General features: G+C 73.8%; 11 protein-coding genes. 6 read left to right on the forward strand and 5 right to left on the reverse strand.

The window, feature by feature from the left end:
* The first annotated feature begins 76 nt into the window (after window positions 1-76).
* Window positions 77-757 carry a TetR/AcrR family transcriptional regulator gene (locus tag DFR69_RS00080; RefSeq protein WP_110035336.1) on the forward strand — a complete coding sequence of 227 codons (681 nt, stop codon included), beginning with the start codon at window positions 77-79 and terminating at the stop codon, window positions 755-757.
* A 4-nt stretch (window positions 758-761) separates the two neighbouring features.
* On the opposite strand, the gene DFR69_RS00085 is transcribed toward DFR69_RS00080, so the two are convergent.
* Together DFR69_RS00085 and DFR69_RS00090 are read right to left on the reverse strand one after the other, a co-directional pair.
* Window positions 762-1,046 (reverse strand): hypothetical protein, encoded by a 285-nt coding sequence (locus tag DFR69_RS00085; protein ID WP_146229170.1) that lies wholly within the window; start codon window positions 1,044-1,046, stop codon window positions 762-764.
* Complete coding sequence (locus DFR69_RS00090) at window positions 1,043-1,972, reverse strand: EamA family transporter (RefSeq protein ID WP_110035338.1); 930 nt, start codon at window positions 1,970-1,972, stop codon at window positions 1,043-1,045. Before DFR69_RS00090 ends, DFR69_RS00085 begins: the two co-directional genes overlap by 4 nt.
* A 262-nt stretch (window positions 1,973-2,234) precedes the next feature.
* Here DFR69_RS00090 and DFR69_RS00095 point away from each other — a divergent pair, with 262 nt between their 5' ends.
* The 3 genes from DFR69_RS00095 (at window position 2,235) to DFR69_RS34930 (ending at window position 6,542) form a co-directional block, all read left to right on the forward strand.
* Window positions 2,235-2,933 (forward strand): response regulator transcription factor, encoded by a 699-nt coding sequence (locus DFR69_RS00095; RefSeq protein WP_110035339.1) that lies wholly within the window; start codon window positions 2,235-2,237, stop codon window positions 2,931-2,933.
* Entirely contained in the window at window positions 2,930-3,949 is a 1,020-nt protein-coding gene (locus tag DFR69_RS00100) for a HAMP domain-containing sensor histidine kinase (protein ID WP_110035340.1), read from the forward strand. The genes DFR69_RS00095 and DFR69_RS00100 overlap by 4 nt, the downstream gene beginning before the upstream one ends.
* A 457-nt stretch (window positions 3,950-4,406) precedes the next feature.
* Window positions 4,407-6,542 (forward strand): DUF4153 domain-containing protein, encoded by a 2,136-nt coding sequence (locus DFR69_RS34930; protein ID WP_244198006.1) that lies wholly within the window; start codon window positions 4,407-4,409, stop codon window positions 6,540-6,542.
* A 1-nt stretch (window position 6,543) separates the two neighbouring features.
* Here DFR69_RS34930 and DFR69_RS00110 read toward each other — a convergent pair whose 3' ends face one another.
* The 3 genes from DFR69_RS00110 to recC are packed head-to-tail and all read right to left on the reverse strand — an operon-like array spanning window position 6,544 to window position 15,517.
* On the reverse strand, window positions 6,544-8,556 hold the full coding sequence (locus DFR69_RS00110) for an AAA family ATPase (protein ID WP_110035341.1): 2,013 nt from the start codon (window positions 8,554-8,556) through the stop codon (window positions 6,544-6,546).
* A complete protein-coding gene (locus tag DFR69_RS00115) occupies window positions 8,553-11,918 on the reverse strand; it encodes a UvrD-helicase domain-containing protein (protein WP_186817548.1) in 3,366 nt (1,121 codons plus the stop codon). Before DFR69_RS00115 ends, DFR69_RS00110 begins: the two co-directional genes overlap by 4 nt.
* Window positions 11,915-15,517: an exodeoxyribonuclease V subunit gamma gene (gene recC, locus DFR69_RS00120; RefSeq protein ID WP_110035343.1), complete on the reverse strand. Its 3,603-nt coding sequence runs from the start codon at window positions 15,515-15,517 to the stop codon at window positions 11,915-11,917. Before recC ends, DFR69_RS00115 begins: the two co-directional genes overlap by 4 nt.
* Window positions 15,518-15,707: 190 nt before the next feature.
* Between recC and DFR69_RS00125 the strand changes: the two genes are divergently transcribed.
* A complete protein-coding gene (locus DFR69_RS00125) occupies window positions 15,708-15,914 on the forward strand; it encodes a hypothetical protein (protein WP_110035344.1) in 207 nt (68 codons plus the stop codon).
* A 251-nt stretch (window positions 15,915-16,165) separates the two neighbouring features.
* Window positions 16,166-16,882, forward strand: a complete 717-nt coding sequence (locus DFR69_RS00130; protein ID WP_110036037.1) for a serine hydrolase — start codon at window positions 16,166-16,168, stop codon at window positions 16,880-16,882.
* The last annotated feature ends 23 nt before the right edge of the window (window positions 16,883-16,905 follow it).

Below are 16,905 nucleotides of genomic sequence, written 5' to 3' on the forward strand. Positions count from 1 at the left end.
TTGCTGAACACTAGTGTTAGATTAATGGTTGCGGCCCGTACCGTGTCAAGCTTTCTGTCGGTGTGAGGGAGGTGTGATGTCCGGGGATCCGGCTGTGGCGCGCCGTGGGCGTCCGCCCCAGACCCAGGAGCAGGCCGAGGAGGTCCGCGCCAGGATCGTGGAGGCGACCGCCGCCGTGTTCGCCCGCAACGGGTCGCGCGGTTTGAGTGTCGCCCAGATCATCGAGCAGGCCGGGCTGGCGCGGCCGACGTTCTACCGGTATTTCGGCAATGCCTCCGAGCCGCTGCACGTGGTGCTCACCGCCTCCAACGACGGCCTGGTCGGCGGTATCAGGGACGCGCTCACCGGCACCGACGAGCCCGTCCAGCTCGGTATCCGGCTCATCGACGCCTACGTCGACTGGGCGCGCGGTCACGGCGCGATGCTGCGCCCGCTCTTCGCCGAGCTGCACGACCCCGGCTCCCCCGTGTCGGCCTATCGCGAGCGCGCCCTCGACGACATCCGTGATCTGGTGCGCAAGACCTTCGGCGAACTCGGCCGTCCGGTGCCCGCGCCGCTGGATCTCGACGCCGCGCTGCACGTGTGCGAGTACGTCGTCTACCGCCTGACCGCGGGCGCCGACCCCGACCACGACCCGGCGCCCGACCTGGTCACCGAGGCGCGGGTGACGATGATCCGCATCCTGCTGGTCACCCTGGGCACCAAGGACGACCTCGCCTACGCGATGGAGCTGCCGGGCCTGTTCCCGGACGCCTGACGGGTCAGCCGGGCGGCATCTCCCCGCGCAACAGCGCGACCACCCCCACGACGAGCAGCGCCGTGAGGATCACGCTGATCACCGCCGCGACCACGGCCTGCCGGGCGATCGGCATGCCGGCGCGCCGGGCGCGCGTCACCGACAACGCACACCCGGCGACACCACCGGCCCAGCACAGCAGGAACGCGACCCCGCCGCCCAGCGCGCCCGCGGGAACCGCCACCAGCGCGGCGGCACACCCCCACACGGCTTCGCTGTACCCCGGGCGCGGGGCAGGTTCGGCTGTCATGTCGGGAAAGTACCGCGTCGGGTCGCCGCGGCGGGCGTCCGCGCGGTCACGGTGCGGACCAGCGCGACGGCGAGCAGGGCGGCACCGGTCCAGGACAGGAGGGTCAGGCGTTCCCCGAGCAGGGCGACGGCCAACACGGTGGCGGTCAGTGGTTCGAGCAGGCTCAGGACGGCGGCGGTCGCGGCGCCGGCGGTGACCAGGCCGTGGAAGAACAACGCGTAGGCGAGGGCGGTGGGCGCCAGGCCGAGCAGTGCCACGGCGAGCAGGTCCGCCGGGACCGGGGCGAAGGTGAGGCCGGTCGTGGCGGCGGGCAGCGCGAGAAGTGCGGCGCCGCCGAGGAATCCGTAGCCGGTGGCGGTGATCGTGTCCAGGCCGGGCACCGGCTCGGCGGTGACCAGGGTGACCGCGGCGAACGCCGTGGCCGCGAGGAGAGCCAGCGCCGCGCCCGCCAGGACGCCGGCGGTGTCGGCGGTGGGCACGCCGACGAGGACCGTCAGCCCGGTGATCGCGAGCGCGAGGGTGGCGACGCGCCGCGCGTCCAGCCGGGCGCGGCCGGTCACGTGGTCGAACCCGGCCACCAGCACCGGCGCGGCACCGATCGTGACCAGGGTCGCCAGAACGACGGTCGAGGCGCTGACGGCGACGAAGTAGGACGCCTGGAACACGGCGGCCAGCGCACCGATCGCACCGATCCGGCGCCGGGCGGCCCGACCACGGGGGACAGCGCGCCGCACGGCCAGCGAGACGGCGATCAGGATCGCGCCGCCGACGCCGAGCCGGTAGGCCGCGACCGCGATCGGGGACAGCCCGGTGCGGTCCTGGACCAGCGCACCGAGCAGACCGCCGGTACCCCAGAGGATTCCGGCGGCGACGAGGGGGAACAGTCCGGCGCGGGCGCGCGCGGACACAGCGGAAGAGACAGACATGAGGGGATCGCTCCTGCGACAGCGGGGGTGGGGGTCGCGGAAACGAGGTGCGTACAGCGGCCGTACGGGCGCGCGCCATCGTCACCCGAGGGAATCGGCCGTGCCTACCGGGTCGGCGGCACGTGTTCTCGGGGCACCTCGCTCAGGAGGCGGGCGGCGGCGTGGAGCGGAAGCGCTGAGGCACGCCGTCATGGTATCGGCGCACACAGAATCTCCACAATTGGCCCCGGAACGCTCCACACCCACTCGCTAGGGTCTGACCATGGATTGCAGTGGCGGGACCGGGCAGCCGGGGCGGCGCGTCCTCGTCGTGGACGACGACGTGACGATCGCGGAGTCGGTGGCGGCGCGGCTGCGGGCCGAGGGATTCGCGGTCGACGTGGCACACGACGGTCCCGGCGCGGTCGCCGCGGCCACCGCCGGTGAACCGGACGTCGTGGTCCTCGATGTGATGCTGCCCGGGTTCGACGGGCTGGAGGTGTGCCGGCGCATCCAGGCCGAGCGGCCGGTGCCGGTGCTCATGCTCACCGCGCGCACCGACGAGACCGACCAGCTGATCGGGCTCGGGGTCGGCGCCGACGACTATCTCACCAAGCCGTTCTCGATGCGGGTCCTCGCGGCCAGGGTGCACGCGCTGCTGCGGCGCGTCGACCGGGCGGCCGAGCGCGGCGACCACACCATCGTGGTCGGCGATCTGCGGATCGATCTGGACGAACGGCGGGTCTGGCGTGGCCCCACCGAGGCCAGGCTGACCCCGCTCGAATTCGAGCTGCTGGCCCGGCTCGCGCACCGGCCGCGCGCGGTGCTGGCACGCGAGCGGCTGCTGGAGGACATCTGGGACTGGTCCGACGCGGCGGGCACCCGCGCGGTCGACAGCCACATCAAGGCGTTGCGCCGCAAGCTCGGCGCCGACCTGATCCGCACCGTGCACGGTGTCGGCTACGCCCTGGACGCGCGATGAGCGCCTTCCTCGACCGGGTCGCCGAGCTGATGCCGCGCCCGCTGGATCCGCTGCGGTCGATCAAGCTGAAACTGGCCGTGCTCATGGTGTGTTCGGGCGCGGTGGCCTTCGCGTACTTCTGGTTCCGGATCGGCTGGTTGCCGACGTTCACCACGCTCACCGCGATGGCGATCGCCCTGGTGACCTCGCAGTTCCTCGCCCACGGCATCACCAGGCCGCTACGCGAGATGACCGCGGCCGCGCGGCGAATGGCGCACGGCGACTACAGCTTCCGGGTGCGCGCGAGTTCCCGCGACGAGGTGGGCGAGCTGGCCCAGGCGTTCAATCAGATGGCGGCCGACCTGGCCGCGGCCGACCGCCAGCGCCGCGACCTGATCGCCAATGTCTCGCACGAACTACGCACGCCGGTGACGGCGCTGCACGCGGTGCTGGAGAACATCGTCGACGGTGTGAGCGAACCGGACCCGGCGACGCTGCGGACCGCGCTGGCCCAGACCGAACGCCTCGGTCTGCTGGTCTCGGAGCTGCTCGACCTGTCCAGCATCGAGGCGGGCGCGTTCACCCTCGACCGCGAAAAGGTCCCGCTCGCACCGCTGTTGGCGGAGGTGATCGCCGAGGCCGAGGTGATGACGGCGGCGCTCGGCCGCGGCGTCCGCTTCACCACCGTGATCGAACCGCCCGACGCGACCGTCGACGCCGACCGCGCCCGCCTGCACCAGGTGCTGTTCAACCTGCTCGACAATGCCGCCAGGCACGGCCCGGCCGGCGGCGAGGTCCGCGTGTACGCCGCGGCCGCACCGGACGGCACCGTGCTCGAGATCGCCGACGACGGGCCCGGCATCCCGGAGGCCGACCGCGCCACCGTGTTCGACCGCTTCACCCGCGGCGGCCGCACCGACGGCGGCGGCACCGGACTGGGCCTGGCCATCGCCCGCTGGGTCATCGACCTGCACGGCGGCACCATCGCCGTCGCCGACCCCGGCTCCCGCATCCGCCTCGTCCTCCCCACAACCTGACCCATCCCACCCATCACCTCCCGGACCCCCAGGGTCCCGGGACGATCCCGCACACCTTCCGGAGGGGAACATGACCGACCAGACCACCCCGGCGCCCCAACCGCCGATACCCGAAGACACTCCGACGCCGGACACCGGTGCAGCCACCGGAACCCCGGCATCGAAGATCGCCACTCCGGCATCCGGCAGCACTGCCGGAATTCCGCTGTCCCCCAGCGGCTCCACCGCCGAAACGCCTCCCGGCAGCACCCGAACTCCGGCTCCCGGCACAGGCACCACCGCGCAGCGGGACACCGTCACCTCGGACCCGAAGACGACGGGCACCGCTGAATCTGCTGCGACACAAGGAAATACTTCCGTATCGCCGTGGTCAGCGGGTTGGCAGCCGCCCACTCCCCCGCCGCCGAGACCGATCTCGCCTCCCGCCATTCTTCGCGTGGTCCCGCGCTGGCAACGGGTGGCCCACCCACCCCGCGCACTCCCCGCCGCCGCACTGGCCGGAATCGTCAGCGCGACAGTGATTCCGATCGATCGCCCCGGCTTCGGCTGGCTGCTCGCGGGCACCGTCGTCGCCGGCACCCTCTACGCGGTGGATCACCACGCCCGCACTCGTCCCGCCGTGCCGACGGCGACCGCGCCGGCGGACGGTGAGCCGACGACGGCCGCCCCGGCTGTCCCCGGCCCGCTCACCGGCGGTTCGGCTCCGGGGGCCGACGGCGAGCCCAGCGCACGTACCGCGGCACCCGCCGCCGACGCGGCACCCGGGCCGCGAGAGGGGCTCGTTCCCAGCACGCAGGCCGGCATCGCCCCGAGCGCCCAGCCGTCCACCACGAGCGGAAGCTCCGTCACAACGCCCGCGCCTGCCGCCGACGCGACGACAGGGCACCGGGCCGACGCTGTGTCGCCCGATCGGGCGCAGGCCGATCCCGCTGCGGCGCCATCACTTCCCGCCGAGGCGGGCGTCGCCGCCGTGCGACAGGGAGCGTCGAGCACCGGGGCCACCGGAACCGGCGCGGCCGACGATGCCCCGGCAGCTCGTGGGTCCACGCCGCCCAGCACGGCATCCTCGACGGACATGCCTGCCCGGACCGGTGGGTCCTCGACGGAGGACCCGAACGGACGAACGATCGCGGCTGCGCCGGCCCCGACATCCACGAATACTCCACTCCCAGAATGCGATCCGCGAGCCCCCGCCGACCGCGGCGGCGCGGCGGCGCGGCCGAGCCCGGCGGCGACGCACACCCCACCTCCAAGCAGCGCCGATCCGCAAGACACAGGAGAACGCCGCGGCGCGGGAGGGGTGCCGAGCCTGGCTTCGGGGAACACTCCGCCGACCCGCAGCGACGATCCGCAGCACCCGGTGGGGCACCGCAGCACGCGGCTGCCGGGGTCGGCGCGGGTGTGGTGGGCCGCGGCGGCGCTGGTGCTGCTCGGGGTCGGGACCGTGCGGGCGGCCGGGTGGTTGTTCGCGCTGTGCGTGGTGGCCGCGTGTGTCGCGGGGTCGCTGGCGGTGCTGGGGCGCAGGACGCGATGGGGTGTCGTGCACGACATGGTCGCGGTGCCGTTGGCGACGCTGGACGCGCTGCCGTGGGCGTGGTCGGGGTTGCGGGAGGCGCGGCCGAAGGGTGCGTCGAGCGTGCGGCGGTACGGAGTGTCGGTCGCGGCGACGGTGGCGTTGCTCGTGGTGTTCGTGCCGTTGCTCGGCGGGGCGGACGCGACCTTCGCGGACCTGCTGAGCGGCCTGGTGCCCGCGGTCGACGGCGCGTCGGCCTGGCACTGGATCCTGCTGTTCGGCGTGGTCGGGATCGGCGCCCTGGCGGCGCTGTACCTGCTGGCCGGGCCGCCCGCGGCCGCCGAGGAGGGCAGCAGGCCCGCGCGGCAGTGGTCGCGCAGCGAGTGGGTGCTGCCGGTGAGCGCGCTGACGGTGCTGTTCGGCGTGTTCGTCGGCGCCCAGTTCGTGGCGCTGTTCGGCGGCGACGACTACGTGCAGCGGACCGCCGGGCTGACCTACGCCGAGTACGCGCGCAGCGGGTTCTGGCAGCTGTCGGCGGTGAGCATCCTGACGCTGGCGGTGATCCTGGCGGTCCTGCACTGGTCGGAACAGGACTCCGCGGCCGACCGGCGCTGGCTGCGGGTGCTGCTCACCGCGGTGAGCGTGCTGTCGCTGGTGATCGTCGGGTCGGCGCTGGCCCGCATGTGGACCTATCAGCAGGCGTACGGGTTCACCGTGCTGCGCGTGCTGGTGGGCGTGTGCGAGCTGTGGGTGGGCCTGGTGTACCTGCTGGTGCTGGTGGCCGTCGCGCTGCTGCGCTGGACCTGGGTGTCGCGTGCCGCGGTGGGGACGGCACTGGGCACCTTGATCGCGCTGGCGGTGCTGAATCCGGAACACCTTGTCGCCGAACGCAACATCGATCGGTGGGAGCAGGGCAAGCGGCTCGACACCGGCTATCTGAGCACCCTGTCCCCGGACATCGTCCCCGCCCTGACACGCCTGCCCGAGTCGCTGCGCACCCAGATCGAGGACCCGATCCTGGCCGACCTGGACGAGGACTCCTGGTGGTCGTGGAACTGGTCGCGGGAATCGGCCCGCTGACCTACGCCGGGGTGCCGCGGGACAGTCCGCTGGCCCGCAGCACCCGGCGGCCGATGGCGGCCCGGATCGACTCCTCGGTGCCGATGACGCGCACGTGCGAGCGGGCGCGGGTGATCGCGGTGTAGAGCAGTTCCCTTGTCAGCAAGGTGGATTCGGGTTCGGGCAGCACCACCGAGACGGTGTCGTACTGGCTGCCCTGACTGCGGTGGATGGTCATCGCGAACACGGTGACCACGGCCGGGAACTGGGTGGGGTGCACCAGATACGGCTCGCTGCCGCGTTGCAGCGCCGCGCGCAACGACCCGTCGGGGCGGCGCACGATGACGCCGGTGTCGCCGTTGTAGATGCGCGCCTCGTGATCGTTGGCGGTCACCAGCAGCGGCTGTCCGGGATACCAGACCGATTGCGGCCCTTCCGGTCCCGCGCCCGCGGCGGCGGCCCACTCCCCCGCCATCCGGTCCCAGCGTTCCACGCCGAACGGCCCCTGGCGGTGCGCGCAGAGCAGGCGGTGCGACTCCAGCGCGGTGAGCGCGCCGACGGCGTCGCCGGCCTCGGCGGCGGCCGTCACCGCGCGCGCCGCCACCGTGACATCGGCGCGGACCGCCGCCACGTCCTCGGGTCCGCACAGCGAGACATCTTCGCCCCCGGCGCGCAGAATCGCCAGGGCGGCGTCGGCGTCGCCCGCGCGGACGGCGACGGCGACGTCGGCGATCCGTCCGCCGAAGCGCCTGCCCCGGGTCAACCGCACGATCCCGCCGCCGAGCCTGCGCCGCTCCACCGGCGACAGCGCCGACGAAACATCCTGTGCCCCAGCCCCCTCCGTGGACGCGTCGGACACGGCGTGCACAGGCGCGAGCTCGTCCGGCTCGCCGCGCGAAGCCGCCGTCGCGCCCCCGACCTCGGGCGTCACGCCGTCCACCCGCGCCCCCAGCGCCGGATCCGCGTCGAGCAACTTCCGCAGGGCCGGATTCGGGGACGCGGTGACGGGTCCGGCGACCAGATCGGCCAGGACCGCGCCGGCGTCGACGGAGGCGAGCTGATCCGGGTCGCCGACGAGGACCAGCCGGGTGTCGGGCCGCAGCGCCGAGAACAGGTGGCTCATCATCGTCAGCGACACCATCGAGGTCTCGTCGACGACCACCACGTCGTAGGGCAGCCGATTGTGTTCGTGGTGCCGGAATCTGGTGGTGCGGCCGCGCTGCCAGCCCAGCAGCCGGTGCAGGGTGGCCGCGGTCAGCTCGGGCAGGCCCAGTTCGGCGGCCTGTTCGCGCACGGCCTCCTGCAACCGCGCGGCGGCCTTGCCGGTCGGCGCGGCCAGGGCGATACGCAGGGCGGGCAGTTTCGGGGTGGCCCGGCGGTGGGCGGTGAGCAGGGCGAGGATGCGCGCGATGGTGTGCGTCTTGCCGGTGCCGGGGCCGCCGGCGACGACGGTGGTCCAGTGCGTGGCGGCGAGCGCGGCCGCGAGCCGCTGCCGGTCGGGACCGTCGCCGTGCGGATCGGTGAAGAGGCGATCCAGCTCCGCGCGCACGAGCGCGGTATCGATCACCGGGTGATCGGCGCTGCGTTCGGTGAGCACGCGCCGCAGCGTCTGTTCCTGCTGGTAGTACCGGTCCAGGTAGAGCAGCGCGCCACCGTCGGCGTCGGCTTCGACCAGGCGCAGCGGGCACAGCGGCCCGGCGGGCCCGCCACAGATCAGCGGACTGCGCCGCAGGGCCGCGAGCACGCGATCGACGTCGGGCCACGGCAGCGTCGCGGGGTCGATACCCGGTGCCGCGCCGCGGCTTTCGTCGGCGTCGATGCCGATCTCGCGCATCCGCGCCAGCTCGAGACACACCGACCCGGAGCGCACCGCGCGCACGGCGAGCGCCGCCGCGAACAGCACGTCCTCGCTGTCCTCGCGGCCCATCCGCCCCAGCCGCACCGCGACGTGCACGTCGGCGGCCGAGAGCACGCCCGCTTCGTTGAACACGCGCAGCAGCCCCGTGCCGCGCTGCGCCACCTGGATCGAGGTCATCGCGCGCCTCCCGCGAGCAGATCCGACAGCGCGACAACGAGTTCGGCGGGCGGATACCAGTCGAAGACGCCGTGTCCAGGCGGGGTCGCCGGCCCGATCATGCCGCGCACGAACAGATAGCGCGCGCCGCCGAGGTGCCGCGCCGGATCGTAGCCGGGCACCCGCCAGCGCAGATAGCGGTGCAGCGCGACGGCGTACAGCAGGGCCTGGAGGGGGTAGTGCGAGCGGATCATCTCGGTGACCATGTGCTCGCGGCGGTAGTGCTCGACGGTGAGATCGCCGGTGCCGAGGCGGTTCGTCTTGTAGTCCACGATCAGGTAGCGGTGGCCACCCGTCGCCTCGGGGACCCGGAGCACGGCGTCGATGCTGCCGGTGAGGTAGCCGCGCAGGACCGTGTCGGGCAGGGCCGCAAGATGATCGGCGTAGCCGGCCAGCGGGTCGTCGGCGGGCAGATGCTCGCGCAGCAGCGCGGCGACCGCGTGCATGGTCGCCGGCCGCGCGGTCGGGGTGTCGCCGCCACCCAGCGGCAGCTCGAATTCCAGCTCGCACAGCCGATCCCGCGTGGGGATGGTGGCCAGGGACCCGAAATCGGCAGGCGTGCGCAGGACTTCGAGCAGGGCGGCCGACAGCACGTCGACCTCGAGTTCGGTCATGGTGTGTTCGACGGCGGCCAGGCAGCGGGCGTGCACCTCGGCGGCGAGGTCGGGCGCCGAGGTGTCGACGGTTTCGAGCACGCCGTGCACGAGGGTGCCGAATTCGGCGCCGTAGGGCAGGGCGTTCATGAGCGAGGGCGCGGCCGAGCCGCCGGCCGGGGCGTCCAGTGGCGGCTCGGCGGCCTCGTCGTCGGGGCCGGGCCCGTCCTCGGGTTCCTCCTCGGTCACGCCCGCGCTGTCGTGGGCACCCGCGGTGAGCGCGGAGTAAGAGGTGCGCCGCCACTGCTGGTCGAGCGTCCGCGTGAAGTCGGCCGCGGCCAGCTCACCGGTGGGGAGTTCGGCGCGCACCCGCCGGGGCGCCACGTCGTCGGGACGGTCGACGGCGGTCACCGAGATCACCTCGGCGGCGGGTGCGGCCCATTCGGTGATCCGTTGTACCGCCGCGGTGTCCGCCGGAATCTCCGCGCGGCGCGGGACCTGCGCCGAGCCCGGCCGACGGCCCAGCATCATCCGGTGCAGCGGGGCCGCGCCGGTGGTGACCGCGGGCGCCCACCAGGTGACGACCTGGCACATGGCTCGCGTCAGCGCGACATACAGCAGCCGCAACTCCTCGCCCGATTCCTCGGCCTCGCAACGCAATTGGCGCTCGCCGTAGCCGGGCGCCTCCTTGCCGCCGATGTCGAGCACGCGGGTGCCGTTGTCGTCGTGGAACAGCAGCGTGGCCGGATAGGGGTTCTTGGCGCTGTCCCACGCGAAAGGCACGTAGACGATCGGGAATTCGAGCCCCTTGCTGGCGTGCACGGTCGCGATCTGCACGGCCGCCGCGTCGCGGTCCAGGCGTCTGCTGCGGCCGCTCACACTGCCCGCCTCGGGGTCGCGGACGCGGTCGGCCAGCCAGCGGGTCAGCGCGGTGAGCCCCAGCCCCTCGGCGAGGGCGACCTCGTCGAGCAGCTGGGCGAGGTGGCGCAGGTCGGTGAGTTCGCGTTCGCCGTTCTCCACCGCGAGCAGCCGGGGCGCGAGATCGGTCTCGGTGGCGAGCTTGTCGAACACCGCCGCGAACCCGGCGCGCCCGAACAGCCGCGCCGCCTCGCGCAGCTGGGTGGACACCCTGCCGACGAGATCGGCACCGCCCGCGTCGATCTCGGCGACGGTCACGCCGAGGATCGGGGTGCACGCGGCCAGCCGCACCCGGTCACCACGATGCGGCTGTTCGAGCGCCCGCAGCACCCACAGCCAGTCGGTGGCGGCGGCCGTGGCGAACACGCTGGTGCCGCCTGCCAGCACCGAGGCCACGCCCACCCGGTCGAGGGCGGCGCGCACGACGTCGATCTGGGTGCGGGTACGCACCAGCACGGCGATGTCGCCGGGCCCGATCGGCCTGCGGACCCGGCCGTCGCCCGCCTCGGCGAGCGAATGATCCGCGCCGCGTTCGGGTTTGGCGTCGATGGTGGCCCCGGATTCGAGCAGGGTGACGATGTCGGCCGCGAGGTCGTCGGCCACCTTGGCCCGCTGCCTGCCCACCGAGGGGAATCCCGATCGGTTCCGCGGCCCGGCCCCCGTGCGCGGCAGGACCCGCACCCGCAGCGGCGTGATCACGGCCGGGTCGCCGTGCAGGCGGGTGTCCGGCCGGGTCGGGGTCACCGGGTACACGCTGATCTCGGGATGCCCCAGTTCCGCGCCGCCGCACAGATGATCGAGCGCGCGCAGCAGACCCGCGTCACTGCGCCAGTTCCGCGTCAGCTCGCTGCGCCGCTGGGCGTGCGCGACCGCGTCGAGGTAGCTGAGGACCTCGGCGCCGCGGAAGGCGTAGATGGCCTGCTTCGGGTCGCCGACCAGCACCAGGGTGGCGTGTTCGTGGAAGGCCAGGCGCAGGATGTCCCACTGCAGCGGATCGGTGTCCTGGAACTCGTCGACCAGGGCGACGCGGTAGCGCTGCCGGATCCGCGCGCACGCCCGCGGCCCGTGCTCCGGGTCGGCGAGCACGTCGTGCAGCAGCACCAGCAGATCGTCGAAATCGCGCAGTCCCGCACGGCGTTTGCGGCGTTCGGTCTCCGCGCGGACCGCGGTCGCGAAGGCCACCCGCTCGCCCGCGGCGCCGTCGGTGCGCGGGGCCAGCTCGGCGTGCCGGTCGTGCACGGCGGCCAGGGCGAGGGTGTGCGCCTCGCGCAGGGTGAACGGGGCGCGGTCGCGGGCGTAGCGGGCCAGGTACAGGTCGTCGGCGACGGTGGCGACGAGCTCGTCGACCGACTCCACCAGCCGGGCGCCCGGATCGTGTTCGCCCGCGAGCCCGAGTTCGTCGAGCATCCGCTGGCAGAACGAGTGCGTGGTGGCGATGGTGCCCGCGTCGAAATCGGCCAGTGCCGTGAGCAATCGGTGCCGGCGCAGCCGCAGCGTCGCGGGATCGGTGTCGGCCAGCGCGCGCACCAGCTCGTCGGGATGGGCGCGCGCGAGGGCCTGGTCGGCCAGCGCGGTCGCGACGGTGACGAACCGGTCCCTGGTGCGTTCCCGCAGTTCCTGGGTGGCGGCGCGGCTGAAGGTCACCAGCAGCAGTTCGGTGACGGCGATGCCCGCTTCGGCCACGTAGCGCACGGCGAGGCCGACGATGGCGTGGGTCTTGCCGGTGCCCGCGCTCGCCTCGAGCACGGTCGTGCCCTCGGGCAGCGGCCCCGCGGCGTCGAAGGCGGCGGGCGCCGTCACGGTCCCGGTCACGGCTGCCCCTGACTCTCGGCGGCCAGCAGGGGCCCCCACCAGCGGCGCGCGACCGCGCCGAAGCGGGTGCTCTCCGGCTCGCCCGGCCTGGCCTGCTCCGCGGCGAGACTGCCGAAGCGCGGGGCGCGGCCCCATACGTAGCGCAGGTAGCGATCGGTGTGGTCGCCGAACTTGTCGGGGCCGTTGGGACCGCCGTCGAAGGCGTGCTCGGCGGCCAGCAGCGCGTCGGCGACGCCGTCGCCCCGGAAGCGCCGCTCGGCGTAGGCGGCGGTGGCCGCGGGCGCGACCGGTAACGGCGCGCACAGCCCCTCGTCGCGCGAGCGCACCAGATCGCGCAGGATCTCCCGCGCGGCGGGCGCTTCCGGCGCCACGATCACCGAGCGCGCCACCGGCCTGCTGCGGAACTGCCCGCGCCCCGTGCTGATCGCCCGCCACGAGCGGTCCTCGGTGGCCGCGAGCGCCAACAGCGACACCCAGGCCGCCAGCCGGTGTTTCGGCGCCAGCCGGGAGTAGGTCGTGCGCACGAGCGTCTCCCCGCGCACCTCGGGGACGGTGCCGGACAGGGTGCGGCCGCCGCCCAGGTCGATGGCGATGTCGACGGCGCGGGCGGGCGCCTCGTAGTCGGGCAGCGCGGTGCGCACGATGGTGTCGACCGTGCCCTCCACCTCGTCGAGCACGGCGGCCCCGAATCCGAAGGGCGGCAACGTGCCTCGTCGCCATTCGGCCGCGCGCAGCCCGGCCGGGTCGGCGCCGGTGAGCCGCGCCGACAGCATCCGCTCGCCGAGATCCCACTTGGCCAGCCCGTCCAGTTCGATGGGTAGCTGGTCGGCGATGTCCTCGGATTCCTCGGGCACCCGCAGTCCGAGCCGCTGCCAGAGGAAGGCCCGCACGGGGTGTTCGGCGAAGGCGATCAGTTCCGCCAGCGCGACATCGCCGAGCGGCGCCGGGGGCAGCGGCTCGGTGAGCAGCGGGGGCCGGGGCGCGGACGGCCGCGCGGCGGCTCTGGCGCCGGCCAGGGCGACGGTGTCGAAACTGCGCGGCCGCGCGGGGTCGAAGTTGCGACGGTCGAAGGCCTGCAACGGATGTCGCACGCGCACCGCGTCCATCGCCGCGCGGCCGACGTGCACGGTGAGCACGTCGAGCAGCTCGGCCACCGGCACCGCGGGCGGGCGGGCGGCGCCGGTCACGGGGTCGGCGCCGGAGTGCACGACGAGCAGCTTCTCCCCCGCCGCCATGATCGCGTCGAGCAGCAGCTGGCGGTCCTCGCTGCGGGCGTCACGCTCGCCGAGCAGCGGGTCGCGGGCCAGCAGGTCGTCGCCGTCGACCGAGCCCGGCCGGGGGAAGACGTCGTCGTCGAGACCGAGCAGCACGACCACCTTGTGCGGCACCGACCGCATGGGCACCAGGGTGCACACGGTCAGTTCGCCGGTGCGGAAGTTCGCGCGGCCGGGCCCGCCCGCCAGGCGGCTGGTGAGCAGGACCGCGACGTCGGCGAGACGCAACGGCGTCGCGCCCGCGTGTTCGGTGGCGGCGACGATCTCGCGCCGCGCCTCGGTCCTGATCCAGGAGTGCGCGTCGGGCACGTCGGTGAGCAGCTCGACCGCGCGCAGCAGCACCGCCGTCCACTCCGCGGCGGGACGGGGGCCGCGCAGATCGCGCAGGCACACGGCCAGCCGGTCGACGAACTCGGCGAACCGACCGGCCAGGTCGACGTCGTTGGAGTCGACGTCGTCGAGGGGCAGCGCCAGATCCAGCCAGTCGTCCCCGGATTCGTCGGCGGTGACGCCGAGCAGGATGCGGTCGACCGCGGCGTTGAGGGTGTTCTGGGCGAAGTCGGCGAGGCCGAACGCCTCGCGCTGGCGCAGGCCGATCCCCCAGCGCGCGCCGGACTCGGCCGCCCATTCGCGCAGCCGCTCGATGTCGTCGTCGTCGAAGCCGCAGCGCCTGCGGACGGTCTCGCTCGCCGCGAGGTCGAGCACCTGCGTCACGGTGACGCGACCGTCAGCCAGTTCCAGCAGGTCGATGACGACCGCGAGCATCGGGTTGGTCACCGCGCGTCCCCGGTCGGCGAGCCGGACCCGCAGCTGGTGGGCCGGATGTTCGCCCGCCACGGGCACATCCACCGCCCCGGGCACGCGCTGTCCGAACGCGGCGCGGACCAGCGGAGCGTAGGCCTCGACATCGGGGCACATGATCAGCACGTCGCGCGGCTGCAGCTCGGGATCGGCGGCGAACGCGCTCAGCAGCAGATCGCGCAGCACCTCGACCTGGCGGGCGGGCCCGTGACAGGCGTGCACCTCGACCGTCCCGTCGGGCAGCGCCCCCGCCTCAGGCGCCCGATCGTCCCGAATCGCCGCCTGCACGGCGCCGAGCAGGGAGGCCGGCGCCGGAGCGCCCGGCAGGTGGGTCTCGCTGTCCAGCACGGGATCCAGCCGCTGCTGCAGTTCCCGGACGTCCCGCGCCAGCCCGGCCAGCAGCGGATGACGCACGAGGTCGGCGGTGGTGTCGGCCGACCTCGGGCGAACCGCACCGGCACGCGAGAACAGCGCCGGTCTCGCGGCGCGATCGTCGTGCGACAACGCCGCTCCCAGGTCGCGAAGGTCGGTGCCCGATCCGTCGTGCGCCCCCGACCCCGACGGCGGGTCCGTCCGCTCCGGCGCGGGCGTCCGGGTGCGAGCGTCGGAGGCCGGTCCGCTTCCCGCTGCCGACAGCGCTGTCCACATGGCCGGGCTCGGGTGCGCCAGCCACAGGTGGACGTCGCGATGTTCGGCCAGGGCGGTGAGGACGGCGAGCTGGTCGGCGGGCAGGCGGGTGAGGCCGAAGACGGACAGCCGGTCCGGGAGGTCGACGGAGCCCGGCTCGGCGCGTAGGCGCGCGCAGGCCGCCGCCAGCCGTTCCGCCGGACTCGGCGAACCGACCGCCGCGCGCAGCGCCCGCCAGAGCCGGGGCTGCCAGGCGAGGTCGCCGGGGACCTGGCCGCCCGCGCCGTCGGTGTCGGCGCCCGCGGTCCAATCCAGCAGGAGCTGCGGCCGCTGGGCGGCGTACGAATCGAACAGGGCGGCCAGGTGGGCCGCGGTGGCGTAGCGGCGGCCGACGCGATGCCCCGCGCCGGGCAGCCCGAGATGCCGGGCCAGCACCGCCGCCCACGGCTCGCCGGCGACCTCGTCGATCACGCCGAGCAGCGTCCAGACCAGCCGCTGCCCCGACCACGGGTCGTCCTCGGGAGCCACCCCACTCGCCGCGGACAGCGCCTCGGCGACCAGGGCCGCCGGCGCCGGGAACACGATGTTGGCGGCGATACCGTCGCCGCGGCGCCGGCCAGCGCGACCCGCGCCCGGCACACCGTCGGCCCGCGCCTCCGCATCAGGGCCTGCCGAGCCCGCGGCCGGGACGGCGTCGCGAAGATCGTCCGTTCCCGCCGGCGCGCCGCCCACACCGAGCACGCCCGACAGGCGCTGCGCCAACCACCGCTCGATCCCCTTTGCCGGGACGGCGACCACCTCGGTGGCGAACGGGTCGGCCGGTGCGCTGCCGAGCAAACTCCCCAGTCCGTCGGCCAGCGCGTCGGCGCGTTCGGCGCGATGGAGGTGCAACGGCATCCGTCGTTTATACGCCCAGCGATCGACCCGCAATCGTGCGGCCCCGCCGCCACCACCGCACAGGGCGAGTGAAATAGGCCACACTGCAACGTGTTACCGGCCGCGTCGGCCGGGCCCCGGAAATCGCCCGTGAGATGGTTGCCGTTCGGGTGGGACAGTTCGGCCGCAGGCGAAAGGCTGGTCCGGTTAGATGATCGCGCAGGTGATACCTCTGGTTCCCGGTGGCGGTTTCGTCGTCCGTCGCGCAGGTGACCGCTGGGAACTGATCAACCGCGGGCGCTACGGCGCCGACCAGGTGCTGCACACCTGGCCGCTGGATCAGCACGGGGAGGCGTTCGAGCACTGCCATCGCCTCAACGGCTGTCCGATCGCGACACCGCACGCCGCGCATCACTGACCGCAAAACCCCTGTGGCGCAACGGCGCTACCACCGAATTTCGGCGGGAGTAGTGCGCTGCGGCCTCAGGTGTGCCAGGGTGGTCCCTCGTGCGTGACCGTTCCTCTTCCTCCCGTGTCGTCACCCGGGTCGCAGCGACCGCCTGTCTCCTCGCCGCGGCGGGCGTCCTCACCCCGGGCGTCCCCGTGCTGTCGGCCTCCGCCGAGGCCGCGCCCCCGGCGCTCACCCAGGTGTCCGGCTTCGACGGCGACATGAACGCGCGGATCGCGCGGGTGAACTCCTACCTCGCCGGGCGGCCCGGCGTCGTCGGCTATGTCCTGCGCGACCGGCAGACCGGCGGGACCTACGCCAACGAGCACGCCGAGAACCAGGTGTGGACCGCGTCGACGATCAAGCTGGCCATCGCGGCCGATCTGCTCAACCGCGCCAGGGTCGGCGCCATCGGCCTGTCCCCCGAGGACCGCACCAACATCGAGTCCATGCTGGCCACCTCCAACGACCAGGCCACCGACGTGCTGTGGAACAAGTACATCGGCTTCGACCGGATGGCCTACAACAACGCCTTCCGCGCCTACGGCATGGTCAGCCTGATCCCGCAGCCGACGACCTCGGCGATGTTCCCCGACTGGTCCTTCCAGAAGTGCACCGCCGCCGACCTGGACCGGCTGATGAACACCATCCTCGACACCATGCACCCCGACGACCTGGCCTACCTGCTCGACCGCATGCGCTCGGTCGACTCCAACCAGCACTGGGGCGTGTGGGGCGCGGGTTCGGCCATGCGGCCCGGCCTGAAAAACGGCTGGTCGGCCGAGGCCGACGGCTGGGTGGTGAACTCGGTCGGCGTCGCGGGTGACGGCGAGCGCTACACCCTGGCCATCATGAACGCGCTCGGCGCCGACGGCGGCTACACCGAGGGCGCCGAGACCGACACCGAGGTCGCCAGAATTCTGCTTGCCGGTCGCTGACCCGCCCGTCCCGTATTGTCGAT

The organism is Nocardia neocaledoniensis (genome assembly GCF_003182135.1).
In the GTDB taxonomy this organism is placed as follows: Bacteria; Actinomycetota; Actinomycetes; order Mycobacteriales; family Mycobacteriaceae; genus Nocardia; species Nocardia neocaledoniensis.